Genomic DNA, 19,868 nt, shown 5'->3' with positions numbered 1-19,868 from the left:
CTGCGCGCCGCGGTGCTGGCCGCCTGGCGTGATTCGCCGACCCGGTTGCGTGAGGACGCGACCACCGAGGCCGATCTGGTTCATGCCGGTTACCGCGATCGCCTGCTGACCGAATTGGCGCAGAACGCGGCGGACGCGGCTGTGAAAGCGGGGGTACCGGGCCGGATCACTGTGCAGTGCACAGGACGGACGTTGTCGGTCGCCAATACCGGCGCACCGCTGGATATATCCGGGGTACACGCACTGACCGCCCTGCGGGCGTCGGGGAAATCCGGGAGCGGTGGGGAGACCGGGCGATTCGGTGTCGGATTCACCGCCGTGCTGACGGCGAGTGAGGAACTCGAATTCCGCTCCACCAGTGGATCGCTGCGCTTTTCCCGGGAACTCACCCGCGCCGCGCTGAGCGACTCCGGAGTGGCCGTGCCGGAGGCCGGAAACGGGTTCGTGCCGCCGGTGCTACGACTGGCCTGGCCCGTGGCTGCCGCTCCCCGCCCGGGTTCCGAGACCGAGATCGTGCTGTCGCTGCGCGAGGGTGTCGATCCTGTCGCACTGCTGGAATCCATGCGGGCCGAGGCCGTAGACCTGCTGCTGGAGTTGCCGGCCCTGCGGGAGATCAGGATCGGTGACGATGTCGTGCGCGCCGAAACGGGAGATTCGGGGTTCGCGGGAGTGAGCGAGCTGCGGATCAGCGGACCCGGGACCGAGCAGGGGTGGTGGCAGTTCCGGACCGCTCGGGCGCGCTGGCTGCTGCCGTTGCGTGACGGCGTTCCGGTACCCGCCGGTCCCGATGTGCTGCGGGCACCGACCCGTTCGGACGAGGAACTGTCCCTTCCGGCGGTGCTCATCGCCGATATTCCGATGCAACCGGACCGCCGCCGGGTGCTGCCCGGCAACCGTCTCGCCGAACTGGCCGCCGGTTACGCCGATTTCGCGCGCGCACTGCCCCGGCGGTCGCGGCTGGTGCTGGTGCCGGCTCCGGCCTTCGCGCGCAGTGAGACCGACGGACTGCTGCGCGAGGCGATCCTGCGTGAGCTGCGGACCGGTGTATGGCTCCCGGTGGTCGCCGCGCCGTCGGATGCCGAAGGCGATGAGGTGCCCCGGGACGGGGACGCCGACGGGGACGGTGACCGGGTAGCGGTGCCCGCGCGGGCGAGCGTGTACCCCGACCTCACTCCCGAACTGGCCGGACTGCTGGGCGGGGTGCTCGATCCGCTGGTGGACCCGGATCTGTCCGGCGCACGGTATGCCGAAGCACTCGCGGCGCTGGAGGTGCACCGGCTCGGTCCGGCCCGGCTGGCGGAACTCTGCGCCGGACTGGAACGGTCTGCCTCCTGGTGGTTCGCTCTCTACTCCGCGTTGGAACCGTTCGTCACCGATCCGCTGACAGTGGAGGAACTCGGCGCGTTGCCGGTGCCGCTCGCCGACGGCCGGCTGGTGACGGGTCCGCGGACGGTGGTGCTGGACGACGAGCTCGCCGCACTACCCGCCGCGGTGCCGGTGCACTGGGCTCGCCTGGTGCATCCGGAAGCGGCGCACCCGTTGCTGGCGCGGCTCGGCGCTCAGCAGGCCGGGATAGCGGATCTGCTGTCCGATCCCGCATTACAGGCGGAACTGACCGAGCACCCCGCTGATCCGGACACGATCGAAGCGGTGTTGCGACTGGCCGCGGCCGCGGGTACGACCGAACTGCCGGACTGGCTCGGCATGCTCGAACTGTCCGACAGCTCCGGCGGTGCGCGGCCGGCCGACGAACTGCTGCTACCGGATGCCCCATTGATCGAACTACTGGTCCCGGATTCACCGTTCACAGTCGTCGCCGGGGAGGTGGTCGCCGAGTACGGTGCCGAGGCACTGCGGGCGATCGGGGTCGGATGGGATTTCGGCGTGGTAGCCGAAACCGACCCCACCGGTCCCGACCATCATCTCGATGACGAGGAAACCTGGTGGGCCGGGCTTTCCGAAGATCCCGCGGAGCTGGTCGCCGTACGGGATCTGGATCTGGTGGACGATGCGGCCTGGCCGGAGGCGCTCTGGCGGTTGCTGACCACCGAACGTACCCGGCCGCTGCTCGGCGATCCGGACGGATATACCGCGTGGTGGTTGCGCCATTACGCGCGGATCGACGGAATCGCGCTGGGCGGCTACCGCCACCCGGCGGATATCGAATTCGCCGGGCTGCTGCCGGAACTCCCGATCACCGGCTTGTCCGCTGTCGATCTGGACGCGCTGCGCGGCTGTCTCGCTGATCCCGGCGCCCTGGATCTCGCGCTGGTCGAGACGCTGCTGGAGGCGTTGTCCGATAACGAGAAGTCACCGGCGGCGGAAGTGGTGTCGCTGGTGCATGCCCGGCTGGGCGCGGCTGTGCCGCGGCTGGATCTCACCGCGCTCGATCCGCCCGACCGGGTGCGGGCCCTGTCCGGCGCGGTGATCGATGCCGGTGACGCGCTGGTGCTGGACCGGCCCTGGTTCGGTCTCGCGGTGCCCGCGGACCGGCTGGTCGTCGCGGATCCGGCGACCGCCGCCGACCTCGCCGTCCTGCTGGATCTCCCGGTGGTTTCCGAACAGGTCGAGGCCGAAGTGCTCGGTGCGGGCCACGAGACCAATTGGACGGAGGAGCCGCTGGGCGTGGTGCTCCGCGGGCTTTTCGCACTGCCGCCACAGCAGGGTCCCTTGATCCTGCACGACGAGCTGCGTATCCGGCTGACGGGTGCGGTGGACCGGACGGTGACCGTCCCGTGGTGGCGCGACGGCACCGCTACCCATGTGCTGCGGCCGGGCCGACCCGGCTGATCGACGGGCGGTTGTACTAGTCCGCGTGCCCGGCCAGTGCCTGGGCGAGCAGATCCAGTTGCGTGCGAACGCTTTCGCTGTCGTTGTCGACCAGCCAGCGCAGCACGATGCCGTCGATCACGCTGAGGGTGAACCGCGAGAGCTGGGACACCGGAACTCTCCAGGTGCTGCCGGTGGCATCGCGGGCGTGGTCGAGGATATCGGCGACCGTCGAATCGTTGAAGTTGTACTGTTCGCGGGCGATCGCCAGCTTGGCGGGAGTCTGCTCGCCCTCGCGCAGCGCGTAGGTGGTGGTTTCGTAGGTGAGCAGCTGACGTTGGGGTGTGGCTTCGATATTGAGCCACATGAGTTCCAGTCCGGCGCGCAGCAGATCCCGCAATGCGGTGTTGCCGCTGCCCGCTTCCTGCCAGACCGATTCGTTGGCGTCGACCGAATCGCGCAGCTCCATCGACAGCGCCTTGACCAATTCGGTCATCAGCGCGTCCTTGTTCTCGAAGCAGTAGTGCACCACGCCTAGTGAGACGCCTGCGGCCTGAGCGACATCGCGGGTGGTCACCCCCGCGACTCCCTTTTTCTCGGCAAGGCCGATCGCGGCCTCGATAAGGTGGGCCCGTCGTTCTTCGACGCTCAATCGGGAGGACACCTGAGCGAGTCTGACCCGCTCGACCCGTTCAGTCAATTCCCCGGACACCGGCTTCCGGTACCGGCCCCCGTGGCGGTCTTTCGGCCGTTCTGCCTCGAACGATGCGCTGTAACGCCGGAGCGGGTGGCGCCGATGATCAAAGCCCGGTCTGGGCGCCTTTGTCGCCGCGCCGCGCGCCGCGCCGCTGGATCACGAAGATGACGTAGCCGAGAACCCCGACCGCCAACCCCATCAGGCACACCGGGCGAGCGGATTCCCAGCGTTGCCCGCCGATCCAGACCACCACGGTGGCGACGGCGAACAGAGCGCAGCCGAGGGCGAGGACCGGCCGGGGGTCGGTCAGCCACGAGGGGAACTGCGGGAGCTGCGGGGCCATTCGATCAGCGTAACCGCTGTACGCACGCCGATCCGACGTGTGTCACGTATGGTTCACTTTGTGACTACCCACTCGGATGTGCGGGCGCTGGCCAGCGACCTCTCGCTGGCGGTGGTGCGTTTGACGCGGCATCTGCGAGGGCGGCGTGCGGAATCGCAGATATCGCTGACCCAGCTTTCGGTTCTGGCCACCCTCGGTAACGAAGGCGCGATGACGCCCGGTTCGCTGGCGGGCAAGGAGCGGGTCCAGCCCCCGTCGATGACCCGGGTGATCGCCTCGCTCACCGATCTGGGTCTGGTGGAGCGCAATCCGCACCCGACCGACGGCCGGCAGATCATCGTTTCGCTGTCCCCGGCCGGGCACGCACTGCTCGCCGATGAGCGCAGTGCCCGCGAAGCCTGGATGAGCGCGCAGCTCGGGGGCCTGGACCCGGGCCAGCTCCAGGATCTGGAACGTGCGGTGGCGATCATGAATCAGATCGTCGCCGACTCGGAATGAGCCGGCAGCGGCACCGGATGGAACTCAGCGCGCCCCGAAGGGCTGGTCGCTGTCCACGATTTCGCGGCCCAGCGGGAACAGCGCGAGTGGGATCAATTTGAGGTTCGCCCAGGCGAACGGAATACCGATGATCGTGCAGGCCAGCACGATACTGGTGCCGAGGTGGCCCAGCGCCAGCCACCAGCCCGCGACCACGAACCAGATGATGTTGCCCAGTAGCGCGCCCGCGCCGGCGCCCGGTTTCTCGACGGTGGTGCGGCCGAACGGCCACAGCATATAGACGCCGTTGCGCAGTGCGGCAACCCCGAACGGGATCGTGATGATGAGGACGAAGCAGATCAGGGCGGCCACGAAATAACCCAGCGCCATCCAGAATCCCGCGAAGATGAGCCACAGGATATTGAGCAGGAGTTGGATCGGCTTCATATCACGAGCATGCCCTAAAGCGGCAGCGCGCGCACCCACCCCGAACAGGCGCCCGTGCTGTTGGCAGGATGGGAGCCGTGGCCGTGGTTCTCGAGGTGGACAGTGTCGACGATCCGCGGATCGATGATTTCCGCGATCTGAAAGCCGCCGACCGCCGGCCTGATCGGCCCGGCGGAAAGGGTCTGGTCATCGCGGAGGGGACTGTGGTCGTCCGGCGGATGCTGGATTCCCCGTTCCGGCCGCACGCGCTGCTCGGTGTGGACAAGCGGTGGCAGGATCTCGCGCCCGAACTCGCGGCGGTGGAGGTGCCGTTCTACCGTGCCTCGGCCGAAGTGATGGCCGAAGTGGTCGGTTTCCATCTCAACCGGGGTGTACTGGCCGTGGCGCACCGCCCGCCGGAACGCGATTTCGACGAGGTCGTCGCGGATGCCACCACGGTGGCGGTACTCGAAGGCGTGAACGACCACGAGAACCTCGGGTCGATGTTCCGCAACGCCGCCGGTCTGGGTGTGGACGCGATCCTGTTCGGCGACCGCTGCGCCGATCCGCTGTACCGTCGATCCGTGCGGGTTTCGATGGGACATGCGCTACGGGTGCCGTTCGCCCGGGTGCCGGACTGGCCGGGCGGACTCGGCCTGCTGCGTCGCCGTGGTTTCCAGGTGGTGGCACTGACCCCGGATCCGATGGCCCCTACGCTGGCCACCGCGCTCACCGGTGATCGAGTGGCACTGCTGCTGGGTGCCGAGGGTCCGGGCCTGACCGAGGAGGCCATGACAGCGGCGGACGTGGGGGCGCGGATACCGATGTCGGCGGGTACCGATTCGCTGAACGTCGCGACCGCCGCGGCCATGGCCTTCTACGAGCGGGTGCGTGCGTCGTGACCTCGGCACTCGGCGCCCACGACTACGCCCGCAGGCCCGGCCCACCCACCGAACCCACGCCGTGGGCGGCGGGCATCACGGTCGCCGCGCTGGTCGCCGCACTGACCGCGGTCGGGGTATACGCCTTCGGGGCGGCGCTGGCCCAGGTGCATCCGCTGCTGTCACTGGCGGTCAATCTGGTCGCGGTCGGCGGTATCGCGCCCACTGTATGGCGCTGGCGGACCCGTCCGGTGACCCGCTGGGTACTGGCCGGGGCGAGTGTGGGCGTGGCGCTGGCGTGGATCGGGTTGCTGTTCTCCACCTGAGTCACGGCGGCGACGCCACGTTACTGTTCGGCGCTCACTGCGGCTTCGTGTCCGCGCAGCCAGGACAACAGACCTTTTCGTTCGTGCGCGATCCGGTTGTGCAGCGGCTGCGGTGGTTCCGGTGCGTCGGCGCCGTCCTCCCGGGGGCGCAACCGGAAACCGCAGACCCGGATGCCCTCGGGGTCGACCGGCCGGGTGTGGTCCCTGGTCCCGGCCGCATCGCCGCCTTCCGCGGGGGCGAGCGGGAAATACCGGAATCCCAGCCATTCGTGGTTGGCGGAATCGGCGAAACCGGGTGGGTCGAACGGCAGCACCAGCGGGTCGGGTAGGTCACCGGGATTCCACAGGATCGGGTGCTCGCCGGCCCAGTGCGGCCGCTCCCAGATATGCGGCAGGCCGTGGTCCTGCAGAATGTTGAGCCGGGTCGAACTGAACGCCCGGCGCAGTTCGCCGCGTTCCCAGTGCGCGAACGAACCCCAGCCGTACTCCAGATCGAACGACACCAGGTAGGTGTGCTCCTCGGCGAGTGGTCGGACCAGCAGTTCGGGGATGGCGGTCGGCTGGACCCGGGCGGCGTAGGAACTGCAGAGCAGGGTGATTCCGGGATAGCTGCCGATATAGACCGCGCCGGCATCGGAACCGTCGGTCTCGCCGAGGGTGACCACCGCGGTCGGCTCGACCTCGAGATCGGGATGTAGTTGCCTGGCCAGCGCGTAGGCCGCGGCCGGATCGGGGTCGGGATCGGTGCGGAGCACCGCCGGCGGGTCGGGGGTATCGACGTACCACACCGAAGAAACCTTGGACAGCATCGGTCCACCTCCGATAGCGCACGAAACCAGGTCGCGAACTTCCCGGCGTAACTGCTGTCGTCGTCCGGGCCGACCCCGGAATCATCGGACGGCGTCGCCGTATACGCCGAACTTACCCGCGCAAGCGGGTGGTTCGGGCGGTTGTGCGGGGTAACACGCCGGTCCGCGCCGGGTCAGTGGCCCGAACTGCGGACTCCGAGCAATACGTCCTCCCAGGACGGCATGGGCGCCTTGCCGCGCTTGGTCCGAGCTGCCGATTTCGCCGCTTTGGTGGGAGTCTTCTTGACCACCGGTTTCGCCGTGGCGGGCTCGGGTTCGGGCGAATCGGCGACCGGCTGGGAAGCGGGTTCCTCGGCCGGTGCACTCGGCTCGGTCGGCTCGGTCGGCGCTTCGGTCTGCACCGGCGCCGGGGGACCGGCGGCTTCGGCGGATGCCGGCATGGCGGATTCGGCCGTGACTTCCGCGCCGTCCGAGGCGAGGGCAGCGTCGGCCCGAACCGACGTGGCCGGCACGGTCTCCGCAGGCGCAGGCGCGACCGGGGCAGGCGCGACCGGGACAGGCGCGACCGGGACAGGCGCGACCGGGACAGGCGCGATCGGGACAGTGGCGATGGGAGCCGGTTCGGGCGCGGTGGCTACGGGTTCGGCCGGAACAGGTTCGGACGCTGTTTCGGCGGGAACAGGCTCGATCGGAACAGGCTCGGGTGCGGGTACGGCCGGGGTAGGCGGCAATTCGGCAGCCGGGGCGGGGGCCGGAGGCGGCATATACGTGGCCGCGGGCGTGGGACGAGCGGGTTCCGTGGGAACCGGATGGGTCTCGGCCGGCGGCCGATAGCTTTCCGTGGGGGGCCGGTAGGTGTCGGCGGGTGCGCTCGCCGCGGGAGCTCCTGCGGGCACACCGGTTCCACCCGGCCGGGTGGAACCGGGGGAGAGCGGAGTCGCCGTCGTGGGCAGCGGTGTCGTACCACCGGCGGCGACCGCTCGCTGCTCGTAGTAGCCGTCCACCGCGGCGGGCCGGGCGGGTTCACGCCGCGGCTCGGCCACCGGTTCGGGCGCGGCGGCAGGCTCGGGTTCGACCGGCAGGATAGAGGCGAGACCACGCAGCGCGCGGCCGAAATCGGGATCGATGAGATCGGTGGCCGGATCGTCGAGCGGGGAAACACTGCCGCCGTGCGCGTCCGGCTGATAGCGCCAGTGCGCGGCGATCTCCGAACGGCCGTTCTGCCACTGCAACTGGGCGACCCAGAAGCCCTTCTCGTCCTTCCAGGCATCCCATTCGGCGTTGTCGAGCGTATGGCCGCGCGCGGTGAAAGCGGCGGTCACCACGTCGATCAGGATCTCCACGGCCGGGCCGTCGGGGCGGATCGGATGGGCCTTCTGCGCGAGTTCAGCCGCGCGGGCCCTTTCCAGCAGCACGGGATAGGCGAAACGCTCCACCCGGCTCATCGGCATGCCGGATTCCTGCATCACCTGTTCCACGGACGCACCGGCCCGGATTCGAGCCTGGATATCGCGAGGACGCATAGTAGCTTCCATTTCGATCTCGATCTGGCCGAATCGGGCAAGGTCGCCGCGGGCGGCGGCACGCAGTTTGTCGTCGGCGGGAAGCCGGAATTTCTGACCACTTTCGGTGTCGACGCACACAATATGGGCGGAGTCGGGCGTCACCCCGATCACTCGAAGTTCACGCACCGTAACCTCCTTATCGCGTCGCTCGCGATACCGCCCACGTTCTGGAACAGTAGTGCACTTCTGGGATTCGTGTGGCAAGACACGCGGCACCGAAATGTACCCTGCGGGCGCAATCTACCGCTAATCTGCTCTATTCCCTTGTGTATCAAGTCGATTCCCCGAGACAGCGGCGGGCCCGTCGCGCGACACGCGCGACGGGCCCGAACTCGCAGGTGATCTCGCCTCAGCCGAGGTTCGCGACCACCCAGTCGATGCTGCGGGTCAGCTGGGATACATCCTCGGGGTCGATCGCGGGGAACATCCCGACGCGCAACTGGTTGCGGCCCAGTTTGCGGTAGGGCTCGGTGTCGACGATGCCGTTGGCCCGCAGCGTCTTGGCCACCGCGGCGGCATCCACCGAATCCGCGAAATCGATGGTGCCGACCACCTGGGACCGGTGCGCCGGGTCGGTGACGAACGGAGTGGCGAATTCGCTGGCCTCGGCCCACGAGTACAACCGCGACGAGGAATCGAGGGTCCGCTTCACCGCCCAATCCAAGCCCCCGTTGCGGTTGAGCCAATCGATCTGATCGGCGAACAACAACAGGGTCGCCAGGGCCGGGGTGTTGTAGGTCTGGTCTTTGACGCTGTTCTCGACGGCGATCGGCAGCGACAGGAAGTCCGGGGTCCAGCGCCCGGATTCCTTGATCTCCTCCACCCGGGCCAGCGCGGCCGGGCTCATCAGCGCGATCCACAGGCCACCGTCGGCGGCGAAACATTTCTGCGGAGCGAAGTAGTAGACGTCCGCGTCGACGATGTTCACCGGCAGCCCGCCCGCACCGGAGGTGGCGTCGATGGCGATGAGCGCGTTCTCCGAACCCGCGGGCCGCTGCACCGGAACGGAAACACCGGTCGAGGTCTCGTTGTGGGCCCAACCGATCAGGTCGGCGGCCGGGTCGGCGGTGGGCTCGGGCGCGCTGCCCGGATCGGCGGCGACGACGATCGGATCGCCGATGAATGGATTCTTCTTGGCGACACTGGCGAACTTGGCACTGAACTCGCCGTAGGTGAGGTGCTGGGAACGCTCGCGGACCAGGCCGAACGCGGCGGCGTCCCAGAACGCCGTGGTGCCGCCGTTGCCGAGGACGACCTCGTAGCCCTCGGGGAGGGCGAACAGGTCCCGTAACCCGGACCGCACCCGGGCCACTACATCCTTGACCGGTTTCTGCCGGTGGCTGGTGCCGAATACCGAGGCACCCACCTCCACCAGGGACTGCAGCTGCTCCGGGCGAACCTTGGACGGACCGCAGCCGAAACGACCGTCGGCGGGCTTGAGGTCTTCAGGGATGGTCGGAAACGCACTGGTCATGGCGAACAGCGTAACCGCGCCGTTGCTGTGCCGCGTACCACACTCCGGCTAACGTGAACGGGTATGAGCATGCGGTCGTCAAGGGGCGCTGCCGGGGGTCGATCCGGTGACAGCCGTGCGCGGGGCCGGAGCGAACTGCCGGGTTCGCCCGGTTCGCTCTCCCGATTGCGAGATCTGCTCCCACGCCGTTTCCGCCGGCGCGGTGAGGCGCCCACGGGCCCCGATCGCCGGGATCTGCTGGCGACCGGAGCCGCCGGTTCGGCGACCGTCCTGGCGGCCCGGACCCGCCGGACCGAACCCGGCTATACCTTCCGGGTCCGCGTCCGCCTGCCCGGGCTGCCGCCGTACGAAGCCCAGGTCCGGCAGCGGGTGTCCGGCGCCGAACTGGACCGGATGCGGCCGGGCGATCTGGTGTGCTGCCGGGTCGACCCGGCAGACCGCGACCGGATGGTGCTGTATCTCCCCGGCGATACCGACCCCGGCCGCGTCGGTTTGGCCAAGATCCTCACCGAGGGCCGTCGCGCCGAGGCCACCGTCCTCGCGGTGACCCCGGTGGACGCCGACTACTGCGGCTGCGACGACCCGGTTCTGCGCATGGACCTGGAACTACGCGCCTGGGACGAACCCGACGCCTGGCGAGTGCGAGTGGTCCAGTCGGTCCCCTTGGCCGCCATCGGCCTGTTGGACCTGGGCGCCAAGCTGAAGGCAGCGTTCTTCACCGTGGACACCGGAGAATCGGTCGCCATCGACTGGGAAGCCGAACCCGAACGCACCTGACGCCCGAAAGTGAACCCGCGGTCCTGTGGCCGGGCCTTCGACTACGGATGTCCGGCTGGTTATGCCGAGTGGACCGCGTCCCAGCCCACGACATCCTGCGGGTTCCGCGGCCCCGGGCCCGTATAGATCGCGGCCGGGCGGACCAGTTTGCCCAGTTTCTTCTGTTCCATGATGTGCGCGCACCAACCGGCCGTCCGGCCGCAGGTGAACATGGCCGGCATCATATGGGCCGGTACCTCGGCGAAATCGAGGATGACCGCCGCCCAGAATTCGACATTTGTCTCGATGGCGCGGTCGGGCCGGCGTTCGCGGAGTTCGGCCAGAGCCGCCTGTTCGAGGGCGGCGGCCACCTCGTAGCGGGGTGCGGCGAGGCGGGCGGCGGTATCGCGCAGGACCTGGGCGCGTGGGTCCTGCGCCCGGTACACCCGGTGGCCGAAGCCCATCAGCTTTTCCTTGCGGTCCAGGATGCCCTTGACCAGAGCGCGCGCGTCGCCGGTGCGTTCCACTTCTTCGATCATGGGCAGGACCCGGGCGGGAGCGCCGCCGTGCAGGGGTCCGGACATGGCGCCGATGGCCCCGGAGAGCGAGGCGGCGACGTCGGCGCCCGTCGAGGCGATGACGCGGGCGGTGAAGGTGGAGGCGTTCATACCGTGTTCGGCCGCCGATACCCAGTAGGCGTCGATGGCCTCGGTGTGCCGTGGGTCGGGATCGCCCTTCCAACGGGTCATGAACCGGTCGGTGACCGTGGCGCATTCGTCGATGCGGCGTTGCGGTATCGCGGGCTGGTAGATGCCGCGGGCGGATTGCGCCACGTAGGACAGGGCCATCACCGAGGCGCGGGCCAGGTTTTCCCGCGCGGTCGCGTCGTCGATATCCAGCAGCGGCTGGTAACCCCAGATGGGGGCGAGCATCGCCAGGCCGGCCTGCACGTCGACGCGGACGTCGCCGGTGTGCACCGGGAGCGGGAAGGGTTCGGCCGGGGGGAGGCCGTGGCCGAATTCGCCGTCGACCAGGAGGGCCCAGACATCGCCGAAGGTGACCCGGTTGCCGACCAGATCCTCGATGTCCACGCCGCGATAGCGCAGCGCGCCGCCGTCCTTGTCGGGTTCGGCGATCTCGGTGGTGAACGCGACCACCCCCTCGAGGCCGCTGACGAAGTCGTCCGGCACCTCGCCGGACCCCGATACCGCGGAATTGGTGGTCATACGCGACTCTCCTCTCAACAGAATGCTAGCGCCGAGCTACTCGGGAGTAACGTCTGGCCCATGTCCGATGTGGAGGAGACCGGTGCCGATCTCGGCGCGCTGCGCGCCGAATACGGTGTGGTGCATCCGGGTTCGCGTGACGCCGGTCCGCTGCTGGGTGTGCACGACACGGAACTCGACGAAGTGTCGGTGGCCGGGGGCTGGGAGCCGCTGCTGCGGCTGTGGATAGAACAGGCGACCGTCGCCGAGATCGCCGAACCCAACGCCATGGTGCTCGGGACCCTTACCGGCGCCGGGGCGACCGCCCGGCCGGTGACCCGCACAGTGCTCTGCAAGGGCCTGTCGCCGGAGGGCGTCATCTTCTACACGAACTACGAATCCGCCAAGGGTGCCCAACTGGCGGCGACGCCGTACGCTTCGGCGACTTTCCTGTGGCCGCAACTGGCCCGGCAGGCGCACGTGCGCGGACGAGTGGAGCGGGTATCCGCCGAGGTGACCGAACGGTACTGGCGGTCGCGGCCCCGGGAATCCCAGCTCGGCGCATGGGCCTCACGGCAGTCCGAGCCGATCGGTTCCCGCACGGAGCTCGACCGGCAGCTGGAACGTACCGCGCGACGTTTCGCCACGGTCGCCGAAATCCCGGTACCGCCGCACTGGGGTGGTTATCTGCTGCGACCCGACGAGGTGGAGTTCTGGCAGGGGCAGCGGGGGAGACTGCACAACCGGATCGTGGTCCGGATCGGCGACGCCGGTATGACGGTGCAGCGGCTCCAGCCGTGAGCGCGTTACCCGCTCGTGGCCGCGGTCGCGCAGCGCGTCCAGGCCCGTTACATACTGGTCGGTGATGTTCGGCACGGTTTCGTGGCGGGGGTTGTGGGTACGTTCTGCAAGCGGTGGTGATCGACTGTTCCCGTACGATTCGCACGGACATCACCGACAACCGGCCGGGTCCGTTTCTCGCGGGCAAATCCGCCGGTCACAGCGCTACCGGCCGGTAGGTGAACCGCCGAATCTCACGCCCGCGCGGGCCGATTGTGAGATCGATGCGCGGGTACCCTCCCCACCGGTCCCGCCGGAGCAAGGACTAGCGTCTACCGGTAACGCACCGTGTGTCGTCCGCACGCGATGCCGACGGTCATAAGCCTGAGAGGGAACCTTCCGTGCCCGAGAATCACATCAATGACGCCAAACCGGTTCTCACCTATCCCGGTGGCGAATACCCAATGACGATCGCCGAGGCCGCCGAAGGAAACGACGGTATCGAACTCGGCAAGCTGCTGGCGAGCACGGGATATACGACCTATGACCCGGGTTTCGTCAACACCGCGTCGACCAAATCGGCCATCACCTATATCGACGGTGAAGAAGGTATTCTGCGCTACCGGGGTTACCCGATCGAGCAGCTCGCGGACAACTCGACTTTTATCGAGGTCAGCTATCTGCTCATCTACGGCGAACTACCCACTCAGGATCAGCTCGAGGATTTCACCGACAAGATCCGTCGGCACACGCTGCTGCACGAGGACCTGAAGCGCTTCTTCGACGGCTTCCCCCGTAACGCCCATCCGATGCCCGTGCTCTCCTCGGCCGTCAACGCGCTGTCGGCCTACTACCAGGATTCGCTGGACCCCCGCGACCCCGAACAGGTCGAACTGTCCACCATCCGGCTACTGGCCAAACTGCCCACCATCGCCGCGTACTCGTACAAGAAGTCGGTGGGCCAGCCGTTCCTCTACCCGGACAACTCGCTGTCGCTGGTGGAGAACTTCCTGCGGATGACCTTCGGTTTCCCGGCCGAGCCCTACCGGGTCGATCCCGAGATCGCTTCCGCCCTGGACATGCTGCTGATCCTGCACGCCGACCACGAGCAGAACTGCTCCACCTCCACGGTCCGGCTGGTCGGCTCCTCGGACGCCAACCTGTTCACTTCGGTATCCGGCGGTATCAACGCGCTGTGGGGTCCGCTGCACGGTGGCGCCAACCAGGCGGTGCTGGAGATGTTGGACGGCATCCTCGCCGCCGGCGGCGACGTCAAAGAATTCATTCGTAAGGTCAAGGCCAAAGAAGACGGCGTGAAGCTCATGGGCTTCGGGCACCGGGTCTACCGCAACTACGACCCGCGCGCCGCCATCGCCAAGAAGCACGCCGACACCATTCTGAGCAAGCTGGGTAGCGACCCGCTGTTCGATATCGCTCAGGCGCTGGAAGAAGCGGCGCTCACCGACGAATACTTCGTCGAACGCAAGCTGTACCCGAACGTCGACTTCTACACCGGCGTGATCTACAAGGCCATGGGCTTCCCGACGCGAATGTTCACGGTACTGTTCGCCATGGGCCGGCTGCCGGGCTGGATCGCGCACTGGCGGGAAATGCACAGCGAAGCGATCAAGATCGGCCGACCGCGGCAGATCTACACCGGCTATGGTGCCCGTGACTACAACGAAATCGCCAATCGCTGAAACCGATTGAATCGAAGGGGATTCAAGGCATGAGCAAACCGGAGATCGAATTCCAGGCGGGCCCCCCGCCCACCGAACTGGCTATCAAGGACATCACTGTCGGCGAAGGCGCGGAAGCTGTGCCCGGCGGTACGGTCGAAGTGCACTACGTCGGTGTGGAATTCGATACCGGCGAGGAATTCGACTCGTCGTGGAACCGCGGTGAATCGATCACCTTCCCGTTGCGCGGCCTCATCCAGGGCTGGCAGGACGGTATCCCGGGGATGAAGGTCGGCGGCCGTCGTCAGCTGACGATCCCGCCGGAACTGGCCTACGGCCCGGCGGGCGGCGGACACCATCTGTCGGGTAAGACTCTGGTATTCGTCATCGATCTGTTGGACGCCAAGTAATTCCCCAGGTGGGATAACCCCTCGGTATCGTCTCGGCCCCCGAAGCCCCGGCTTCGGGGGCCGAGCTGTCGTCGGCGCCGGGCAGCCGGGGCGATCACTCACGTCTGCGCTGCTCTGTGCGCGCGGGATCCACGCCCTCGGCGCGAAGGTTTCAAAGCCCCTGTGTCGAGACCTGCGGGCCGGCGCGGCCGATGGAGCGGTGGGGGAGAACCAGCACCAAACGGACCCCACCGAGGGTGCCGTCGTCGAAATAGGCCCGCCCTCCATGGAGCTGAGCCTGCTGGGCGACAAGAGCGAGCCCGAGGCCGGAGCCACCCTTGTCGGCCCGGCTGCCACGAGCGAAGCGGGCGAAGACGGTTTCGCGTTCCTCGGGCGGCAGTCCCCGGCCGTTGTCGTCGACCGAGACGACGATGGTGTCGTCGGGGGCGCGATGGGCCGACAGCAGCGCCTCGGTCGCCCCGCCGTGTTTGACGGAATTCTTCAGGGCGTTGTCCACCGCCAGCCGCAGCCCCGCGGGCAGGCCGCGGGTCACCAGTTCGAAATCGGTGTCGATGCGGACGGTCAGGCCCGGATAGTGGCGCTTGGCATCGTGGGCGGCCTGATCGCACAGCTCCGCGATATCGGTATCGATATGGTCGTGTTCGGAGGTCAGATCCCCCGAAGCGAGTCGTTCCAGCGCGGCCAGCGTCGTTTCCACGCGGCCCTGGCTGCGTTGCAGATCGGCCAGGATCTCGGTGCGCTGCGATTCGTCGAGATCGAGGGTCGCCAGCACCTCCAGATCGGTGCGCATCGCGGTGAGCGGAGTGCGTAGTTCGTGCGCGGACACCGCGGCGAAATCCCGGGCGGTCTCCAGCGCGGCCGCTGTATCGGTCTGCGCTCGAGCGACCCGGCCCAACATGGTGTTCACCGCGTCCGCCAACTGTTCGGCCTCCAGGACACCGGAGCTGTCGACCGGTTCCGGCGTACCGTCGCCGTAACCGGTGCGGGCACCGACCTGACGGGTGAGCACCACGATGGGCCGGACCGCGCGCCCGCCGAACAACCAGCCGAGACCGGCCGCGGCCGCGATGGCGAGTAGACCGCCGAACAGCACCCAGCGCTGTTGTTCGGCGGTCATCTCGGCCGCCTCCGCCGCGGGGATGCCCAGCGAGACCGAGCGGCCCGCAGGCTGGTTCTCGGTCGTGGTGAGCACCCGGTAGGGGGTTTCGTCGACGGTAACGGTCTTCTCACCCGGCTCGAGCTCCGGCAACTCCACGGAACTGGAAGCGAGGACCTGGTCGTCGTTCCGGACTGTCAGCGCCATATCGCGGTCGGGCCCGAGCAGGTTCACCACACCGACCGCGACGACCGGCTCGATCAGTACGAGCCGCGAAGCGATCCGCAACTGCTGATCGGTCTGCTGCAGATTGTTGTGCTCGATGGCGGGAATCGCGATCGCGCTCACCACGGCCACGATCAATACCGCCCCGGCCGCCGCCGCCCCGGCGACCCGGGCGCGCAGCGAATACGAGCGCCGGCGCCGTCTTCGCCCGGGACGGCCGATGTTCACTTCGTTGCCCGCAGCACGAACCCGACGCCGCGAATGGTGTGCAGCAGCCTCGGGGTGCAGTCGGTCTCCAGTTTGCGGCGCAGATAGCCGACGAAGACATCCACCACATTGGTATCGGCCGCGAAATCGTAGCCCCAGACCAATTCCAGCAGCCGCTCCCGGCTCAGCACCACTCCCGCGTTACGAGCCAGGGTGGACAGCAGTTCGAACTCCCGTTTGGTCAGTTCTATCTCCCGGCCGTTCAGCAATGCCCGATAACCGGCCGTATCCACCTGCAACGGCCCCACCGAGATGACATCCGGGCCCCCGTTGGCGGTAGCCGTATCGGTGCGCCGTCGCAGCAGCGCCTTGATCCGCGCCACCAACTCGGCCAGGACGAACGGTTTCACCAGATAGTCGTCGGCGCCGGATTCCAGACCGGCGATCCGATCCCCGACGGAACTACGCGCGCTCAGTACGCAGATCGGCACCTCGTTGCCCATCGCCCGCAGAGCCGTCACCACCCCGGCCCCGTCCAGCACGGGCATGTTCATATCGAGCACGATCGCATCCGGGGCCTCCTCGGACACCGAGCGCAGCGCGGCCGCCCCGTCCCGGGCGATACTCACCCGGAACCCGGACAACCGCAGCCCCCGCTCCACCGATGCGAGGACATCCTCGTCGTCGTCGACCACGAGTACCGCCGGGTTGCTGGTCCGCTCCGTCACATCTCTATTATCTATTTGCCCCGCCTGCGGCGGGGCAGGGCGGGGCCCTATCAACCCCGGTTCTTCACTCCGGCGCTCAGTCGCTTCGCTCCTTCGCTCTGTCGCTCCAGAACCGGGGCGGGCCCCGCCATGGATGGCGACATCCGGAGGTGTGAAGGGACGAGCAAGTCGGGGGCTGGTGCCGGCCCCACACCTGTAGGTCGGCATGCCGACCAGGCCGTCGAATGCCGACGCAGTCCGCATGAGTCGAGTTTTACGAGACAGCTCAATGGGTTGAGGCTCGTCTCGCCCTTGGCCGGAGGCGCTCAACGGTCGCATTCCTCGGGTGGCCGACCGCATGTCGCATGCGCCGAAGGCGCGAGTCTCGAGGCCCGAACGGCGAGACCGAGGGGGCCTCGAGCCCGCGACGCCGCAGGCGGCGCCGAAAACACAGCTCAGTAGTTCTGGCAGGTGTCCGCTACGCCTTGGAGGGTCGCCCGGAGTTGCTGTGTGCGCGGGTCGTTCTCGGCCTGCTGTGCCTGTTCGGGGTTCTGGTCGATGTACTGCTGCAGTTCGGCACGGCGCTGTTCGACCGGCTGGTCGAACTTGCTCTGCAGCTGCGCCTTCATCTCCGGGTTGTTGTCCAGCATCGCCGCCAGTTCGGGGGCCTGGTCGTGGAGTGCGGCGTCGACCTGAGCGAAGGAGCAGTCACTGGTGATCAGTGGTTCGGCGAAATCCGCCGGTGCCGCGGAGGCGACCGCGGGGCTCAGGAACGCGGTGACCGCTGCTGCCGCGCCCAGGGCGAGGGTGGTCGCGCCGAGCTTGCCGCGGAACCGTGTCGTGGAGTGTGCCATGGGGTTTACTGCCTCCTACCGTGTCGTGTCGAGCCGGGGCTCGTGGACTGCTTCAGACCGTATTGCTCGGTTATGGCCGGCCTCTGAGGTTTTTCTAAGAGAAGTTTGAGTTTTGCGGGGGCCGCACGATTCGGGCGAGTTCGTCCAGGACCGTGGGATCCTCGATGGTGGAAGGTATTTCGTAGCTCTCGCCCGCTGACATCAGGCGCAGTGTCTTGCGCAGGATCTTGCCGGAGCGGGTTTTGGGCAGGGCCGGTACCACGACGGCATCGTAGAGCCCGGCGACCGGCCCGATCTGTTTCCGGACACGTTCGCTCAATTCGTCGCGCAGGCTTTCCGGGTCTACGACGGCGTCGGCTTTGAGAACCACATAAGCAATGGGGCGTTGCCCTTTGAGTTCATCGGGCAGCCCGATGACCGCGCATTCCGCGACGGCTTCGTGTCCCGCGACGGCGGCTTCGATACTTCCCGCGGAAAGCCGGTGCCCGGCCATATTGATCACATCGTCGCTGCGGCCGAGGACGAACAGGTAACCGTCCTCGTCGAAATAGCCCGAGTCGCCGGTGAGGAAATGTCCGGGATAGGCCGACAGGTAGGACCGCCGGTAACGCTCTTCGTCGCGCCACAGGCTGATGAGCGCGCCGGGCGGCAGCGGCAGGCCGATGACGATATTGCCCTCGGCGCCGGCGGCCACGGGGTTGCCGGAGGAATCCAGTACCCGCAACCGATAGCCGGGTACAGGTACCGACGCCGAGCCCGGTTTGATCGGCAGCTGTTGTAGACCGAGCGGATTGGCGCAGATGGGCCAGCCGGTTTCGGTCTGCCACCAGTGATCGACCACCGGGCAGTCTTCGCAATCCTTCAGCAGGGTGTCCGCGGCCCATCGGTAGGTGGCCGGATCGAGCCGTTCACCTGCGCAGAACAGCGAACGCAGCGAGCTGAGGTCGTATTCGCGGGCGAATGCGGCGGCAGGGTCGGCGCGGCGGATGGCGCGTAATGCGGTGGGGGCCGTGAACAGCGTATGCACCCGGTGTTCGGCCACCACACGCCAGAATGCGCCGGCATCCGGTGTGCCCACCGGTTTGCCCTCGTAGAGCAGCGTGGTGGCTCCGGCCAGCAGGGGCGCGTAGACGATGTAGGAGTGGCCGACGACCCAGCCCACGTCGGAGGCGGCCCAGATGACCTGTCCCGGGCCGACGTCGTAGATATTGCGCATCGACCAGGTCAGGGCGACGGCATGCCCGCCGTTGTCACGGACCACGCCCTTCGGCTTACCGGTCGTACCCGAGGTGTACAGCACGTACAGCGGATCGGTAGCCGCGACGGATACGGGTTCGGCCGGTTCGGCGTCGCGGACCGCGGCGTCCCAGTCCCGCCACCGCACAGCTCCGTCAGCGGTGGGGTTCCCGTCGTGGCCGGGGAAGTCCGCGCGCCGTTTCACCAGGACGGTTCGCGGGGCGGTGGTTCCGGCCAGTTCGAGCGCTTCGGCCACGATGGGCGGATAGGCGATGGCGCGGTTCGGTTCCAGCCCCCCTGACGCTGTCACGATGAGGACGGGCTCGGCATCGTCGAAACGGGCGGCGAGCTCGGGAGCGGCGAATCCGCCGAAAACCACCGAATGCACTGCTCCGATGCGGGCACAGGCCAGCATCGCGATCACTGCCTCGGGAATCATCGGCAGGTAGATAACGACCCGGTCACCGGCGGTTACGCCCAGGTCGCGCATGGCTCCGGCGAAAAGGGCGACCTCGTCGCGGAGTTCGCCGTAGCTGAAGACCCGTTTCGCACCGGTCATCGCCGAGTCGTAGATCAGTGCCGCCTGCTCGGCGCGGCCGGCGGCGATATGCCGGTCGAGGGCGTTGTAGCAGGTGTTGAGACGGGCGCCCGGGAACCATCGCGAGGTTCGTCTGTCGGTGTCGAGAGCCTGTTCAGGGGGCAGATCCCAATCGACAGCCGAGGCTGCGCGGGTCCAGAACTCGGCCGGATCGACCAAGCTGGTCTGATAGACCGGTCGATACTCGTTCCTCGCGTTCACCCGTGCTCCCTAGCCTCGCAGCGATCCTCGCCTCGATAGATCAGCACGATTGTGGCAGACTTCACGCGACCCCCCGTCGGGTGTCGCGACCATGGCTTATGCCTGTAACCGGCTGGTCAATGTGCGTGAACCCGGGCTGAGTACACC

The 19,868-nt window shown here is 67.9% G+C and carries 19 protein-coding genes; 8 read left to right on the top strand and 11 right to left on the bottom strand.

Annotated features, from left to right (window positions below; translation table 11 throughout):
* Positions 1-12 precede the first annotated feature (12 nt).
* Positions 13-2,790, top strand: a complete 2,778-nt coding sequence (locus IEY68_RS19740) for a sacsin N-terminal ATP-binding-like domain-containing protein (protein ID WP_082681190.1) — start codon at positions 13-15, stop codon at positions 2,788-2,790.
* Between the two features lie 16 nt (positions 2,791-2,806).
* On the opposite strand, the gene IEY68_RS19735 is transcribed toward IEY68_RS19740, so the two are convergent.
* Together IEY68_RS19735 and IEY68_RS19730 are read right to left on the bottom strand one after the other, a co-directional pair.
* Positions 2,807-3,433 carry a TetR/AcrR family transcriptional regulator gene (locus IEY68_RS19735; protein WP_063916298.1) on the bottom strand — a complete coding sequence of 209 codons (627 nt, stop codon included), beginning with the start codon at positions 3,431-3,433 and terminating at the stop codon, positions 2,807-2,809.
* 136 nt (positions 3,434-3,569) lie between these two features.
* Entirely contained in the window at positions 3,570-3,809 is a 240-nt protein-coding gene (locus IEY68_RS19730; RefSeq protein ID WP_058853828.1) for a DUF2530 domain-containing protein, read from the bottom strand.
* A gap of 48 nt (positions 3,810-3,857) precedes the next feature.
* Between IEY68_RS19730 and IEY68_RS19725 the strand changes: the two genes are divergently transcribed.
* Positions 3,858-4,307 carry a MarR family winged helix-turn-helix transcriptional regulator gene (locus IEY68_RS19725; RefSeq protein WP_058853829.1) on the top strand — a complete coding sequence of 150 codons (450 nt, stop codon included), beginning with the start codon at positions 3,858-3,860 and terminating at the stop codon, positions 4,305-4,307.
* Between the two features lie 24 nt (positions 4,308-4,331).
* On the opposite strand, the gene IEY68_RS19720 is transcribed toward IEY68_RS19725, so the two are convergent.
* A complete protein-coding gene (locus IEY68_RS19720; RefSeq protein WP_058853830.1) occupies positions 4,332-4,733 on the bottom strand; it encodes a YccF domain-containing protein in 402 nt (133 codons plus the stop codon).
* Between the two features lie 77 nt (positions 4,734-4,810).
* Here IEY68_RS19720 and IEY68_RS19715 point away from each other — a divergent pair, with 77 nt between their 5' ends.
* Together IEY68_RS19715 and IEY68_RS19710 are read left to right on the top strand one after the other, a co-directional pair.
* Entirely contained in the window at positions 4,811-5,614 is an 804-nt protein-coding gene (locus tag IEY68_RS19715; RefSeq protein WP_156426072.1) for a TrmH family RNA methyltransferase, read from the top strand.
* Entirely contained in the window at positions 5,611-5,919 is a 309-nt protein-coding gene (locus IEY68_RS19710) for a DUF2537 domain-containing protein (protein ID WP_058853832.1), read from the top strand. Before IEY68_RS19715 ends, IEY68_RS19710 begins: the two co-directional genes overlap by 4 nt.
* Before the next feature lie 20 nt (positions 5,920-5,939).
* Here IEY68_RS19710 and IEY68_RS19705 read toward each other — a convergent pair whose 3' ends face one another.
* The 3 genes from IEY68_RS19705 to serC form a co-directional block, all read right to left on the bottom strand.
* On the bottom strand, positions 5,940-6,728 hold the full coding sequence (locus IEY68_RS19705) for a DUF6928 family protein (RefSeq protein ID WP_058853833.1): 789 nt from the start codon (positions 6,726-6,728) through the stop codon (positions 5,940-5,942).
* Between the two features lie 173 nt (positions 6,729-6,901).
* Complete coding sequence (gene sepH / locus IEY68_RS36820) at positions 6,902-8,419, bottom strand: septation protein SepH (RefSeq protein ID WP_267886558.1); 1,518 nt, start codon at positions 8,417-8,419, stop codon at positions 6,902-6,904.
* 223 nt (positions 8,420-8,642) lie between these two features.
* Positions 8,643-9,767, bottom strand: coding sequence for a phosphoserine transaminase (gene serC, locus IEY68_RS19695; RefSeq protein ID WP_058853835.1), 1,125 nt, complete (start codon positions 9,765-9,767; stop codon positions 8,643-8,645).
* A 165-nt stretch (positions 9,768-9,932) separates the two neighbouring features.
* Here serC and IEY68_RS19690 point away from each other — a divergent pair, with 165 nt between their 5' ends.
* Complete coding sequence (locus tag IEY68_RS19690) at positions 9,933-10,544, top strand: hypothetical protein (protein ID WP_058853836.1); 612 nt, start codon at positions 9,933-9,935, stop codon at positions 10,542-10,544.
* 59 nt (positions 10,545-10,603) lie between these two features.
* Here IEY68_RS19690 and IEY68_RS19685 read toward each other — a convergent pair whose 3' ends face one another.
* Entirely contained in the window at positions 10,604-11,749 is a 1,146-nt protein-coding gene (locus IEY68_RS19685; protein WP_058853837.1) for a citrate synthase 2, read from the bottom strand.
* Between the two features lie 60 nt (positions 11,750-11,809).
* On the opposite strand from IEY68_RS19685, the gene pdxH reads away from it, so the two are divergent.
* From pdxH to IEY68_RS19670, 3 genes are all read left to right on the top strand, one after another.
* Positions 11,810-12,529, top strand: a complete 720-nt coding sequence (pdxH, locus tag IEY68_RS19680; RefSeq protein ID WP_058853838.1) for a pyridoxamine 5'-phosphate oxidase — start codon at positions 11,810-11,812, stop codon at positions 12,527-12,529.
* A gap of 380 nt (positions 12,530-12,909) precedes the next feature.
* Entirely contained in the window at positions 12,910-14,208 is a 1,299-nt protein-coding gene (locus IEY68_RS19675) for a citrate synthase (RefSeq protein WP_082681185.1), read from the top strand.
* A gap of 29 nt (positions 14,209-14,237) precedes the next feature.
* A complete protein-coding gene (locus IEY68_RS19670) occupies positions 14,238-14,597 on the top strand; it encodes an FKBP-type peptidyl-prolyl cis-trans isomerase (RefSeq protein ID WP_058853839.1) in 360 nt (119 codons plus the stop codon).
* Positions 14,598-14,748: 151 nt separating this feature from the next.
* Here the strand turns inward: IEY68_RS19670 and IEY68_RS19665 are convergent, their stop codons facing one another.
* From IEY68_RS19665 to IEY68_RS19650, 4 genes are all read right to left on the bottom strand, one after another.
* A complete protein-coding gene (locus IEY68_RS19665; protein ID WP_189094393.1) occupies positions 14,749-16,146 on the bottom strand; it encodes a sensor histidine kinase in 1,398 nt (465 codons plus the stop codon).
* Positions 16,143-16,853 carry a response regulator transcription factor gene (locus IEY68_RS19660; RefSeq protein ID WP_058853840.1) on the bottom strand — a complete coding sequence of 237 codons (711 nt, stop codon included), beginning with the start codon at positions 16,851-16,853 and terminating at the stop codon, positions 16,143-16,145. The genes IEY68_RS19665 and IEY68_RS19660 overlap by 4 nt, the downstream gene beginning before the upstream one ends.
* A gap of 434 nt (positions 16,854-17,287) precedes the next feature.
* Positions 17,288-17,686, bottom strand: coding sequence for a hemophore-related protein (locus IEY68_RS19655; RefSeq protein ID WP_058853841.1), 399 nt, complete (start codon positions 17,684-17,686; stop codon positions 17,288-17,290).
* Between the two features lie 94 nt (positions 17,687-17,780).
* On the bottom strand, positions 17,781-19,721 hold the full coding sequence (locus IEY68_RS19650) for an AMP-binding protein (protein WP_058853842.1): 1,941 nt from the start codon (positions 19,719-19,721) through the stop codon (positions 17,781-17,783).
* Between the last annotated feature and the right edge of the window lie 147 nt (positions 19,722-19,868).

It is taken from the genome of Nocardia jinanensis (genome assembly GCF_014645735.1).
Classification (GTDB): domain Bacteria; phylum Actinomycetota; class Actinomycetes; order Mycobacteriales; family Mycobacteriaceae; genus Nocardia; species Nocardia jinanensis.
The sequence above is the reverse complement of the archived record's forward strand: the minus strand, read 5'-3'. Positions and strand labels throughout refer to the sequence as shown.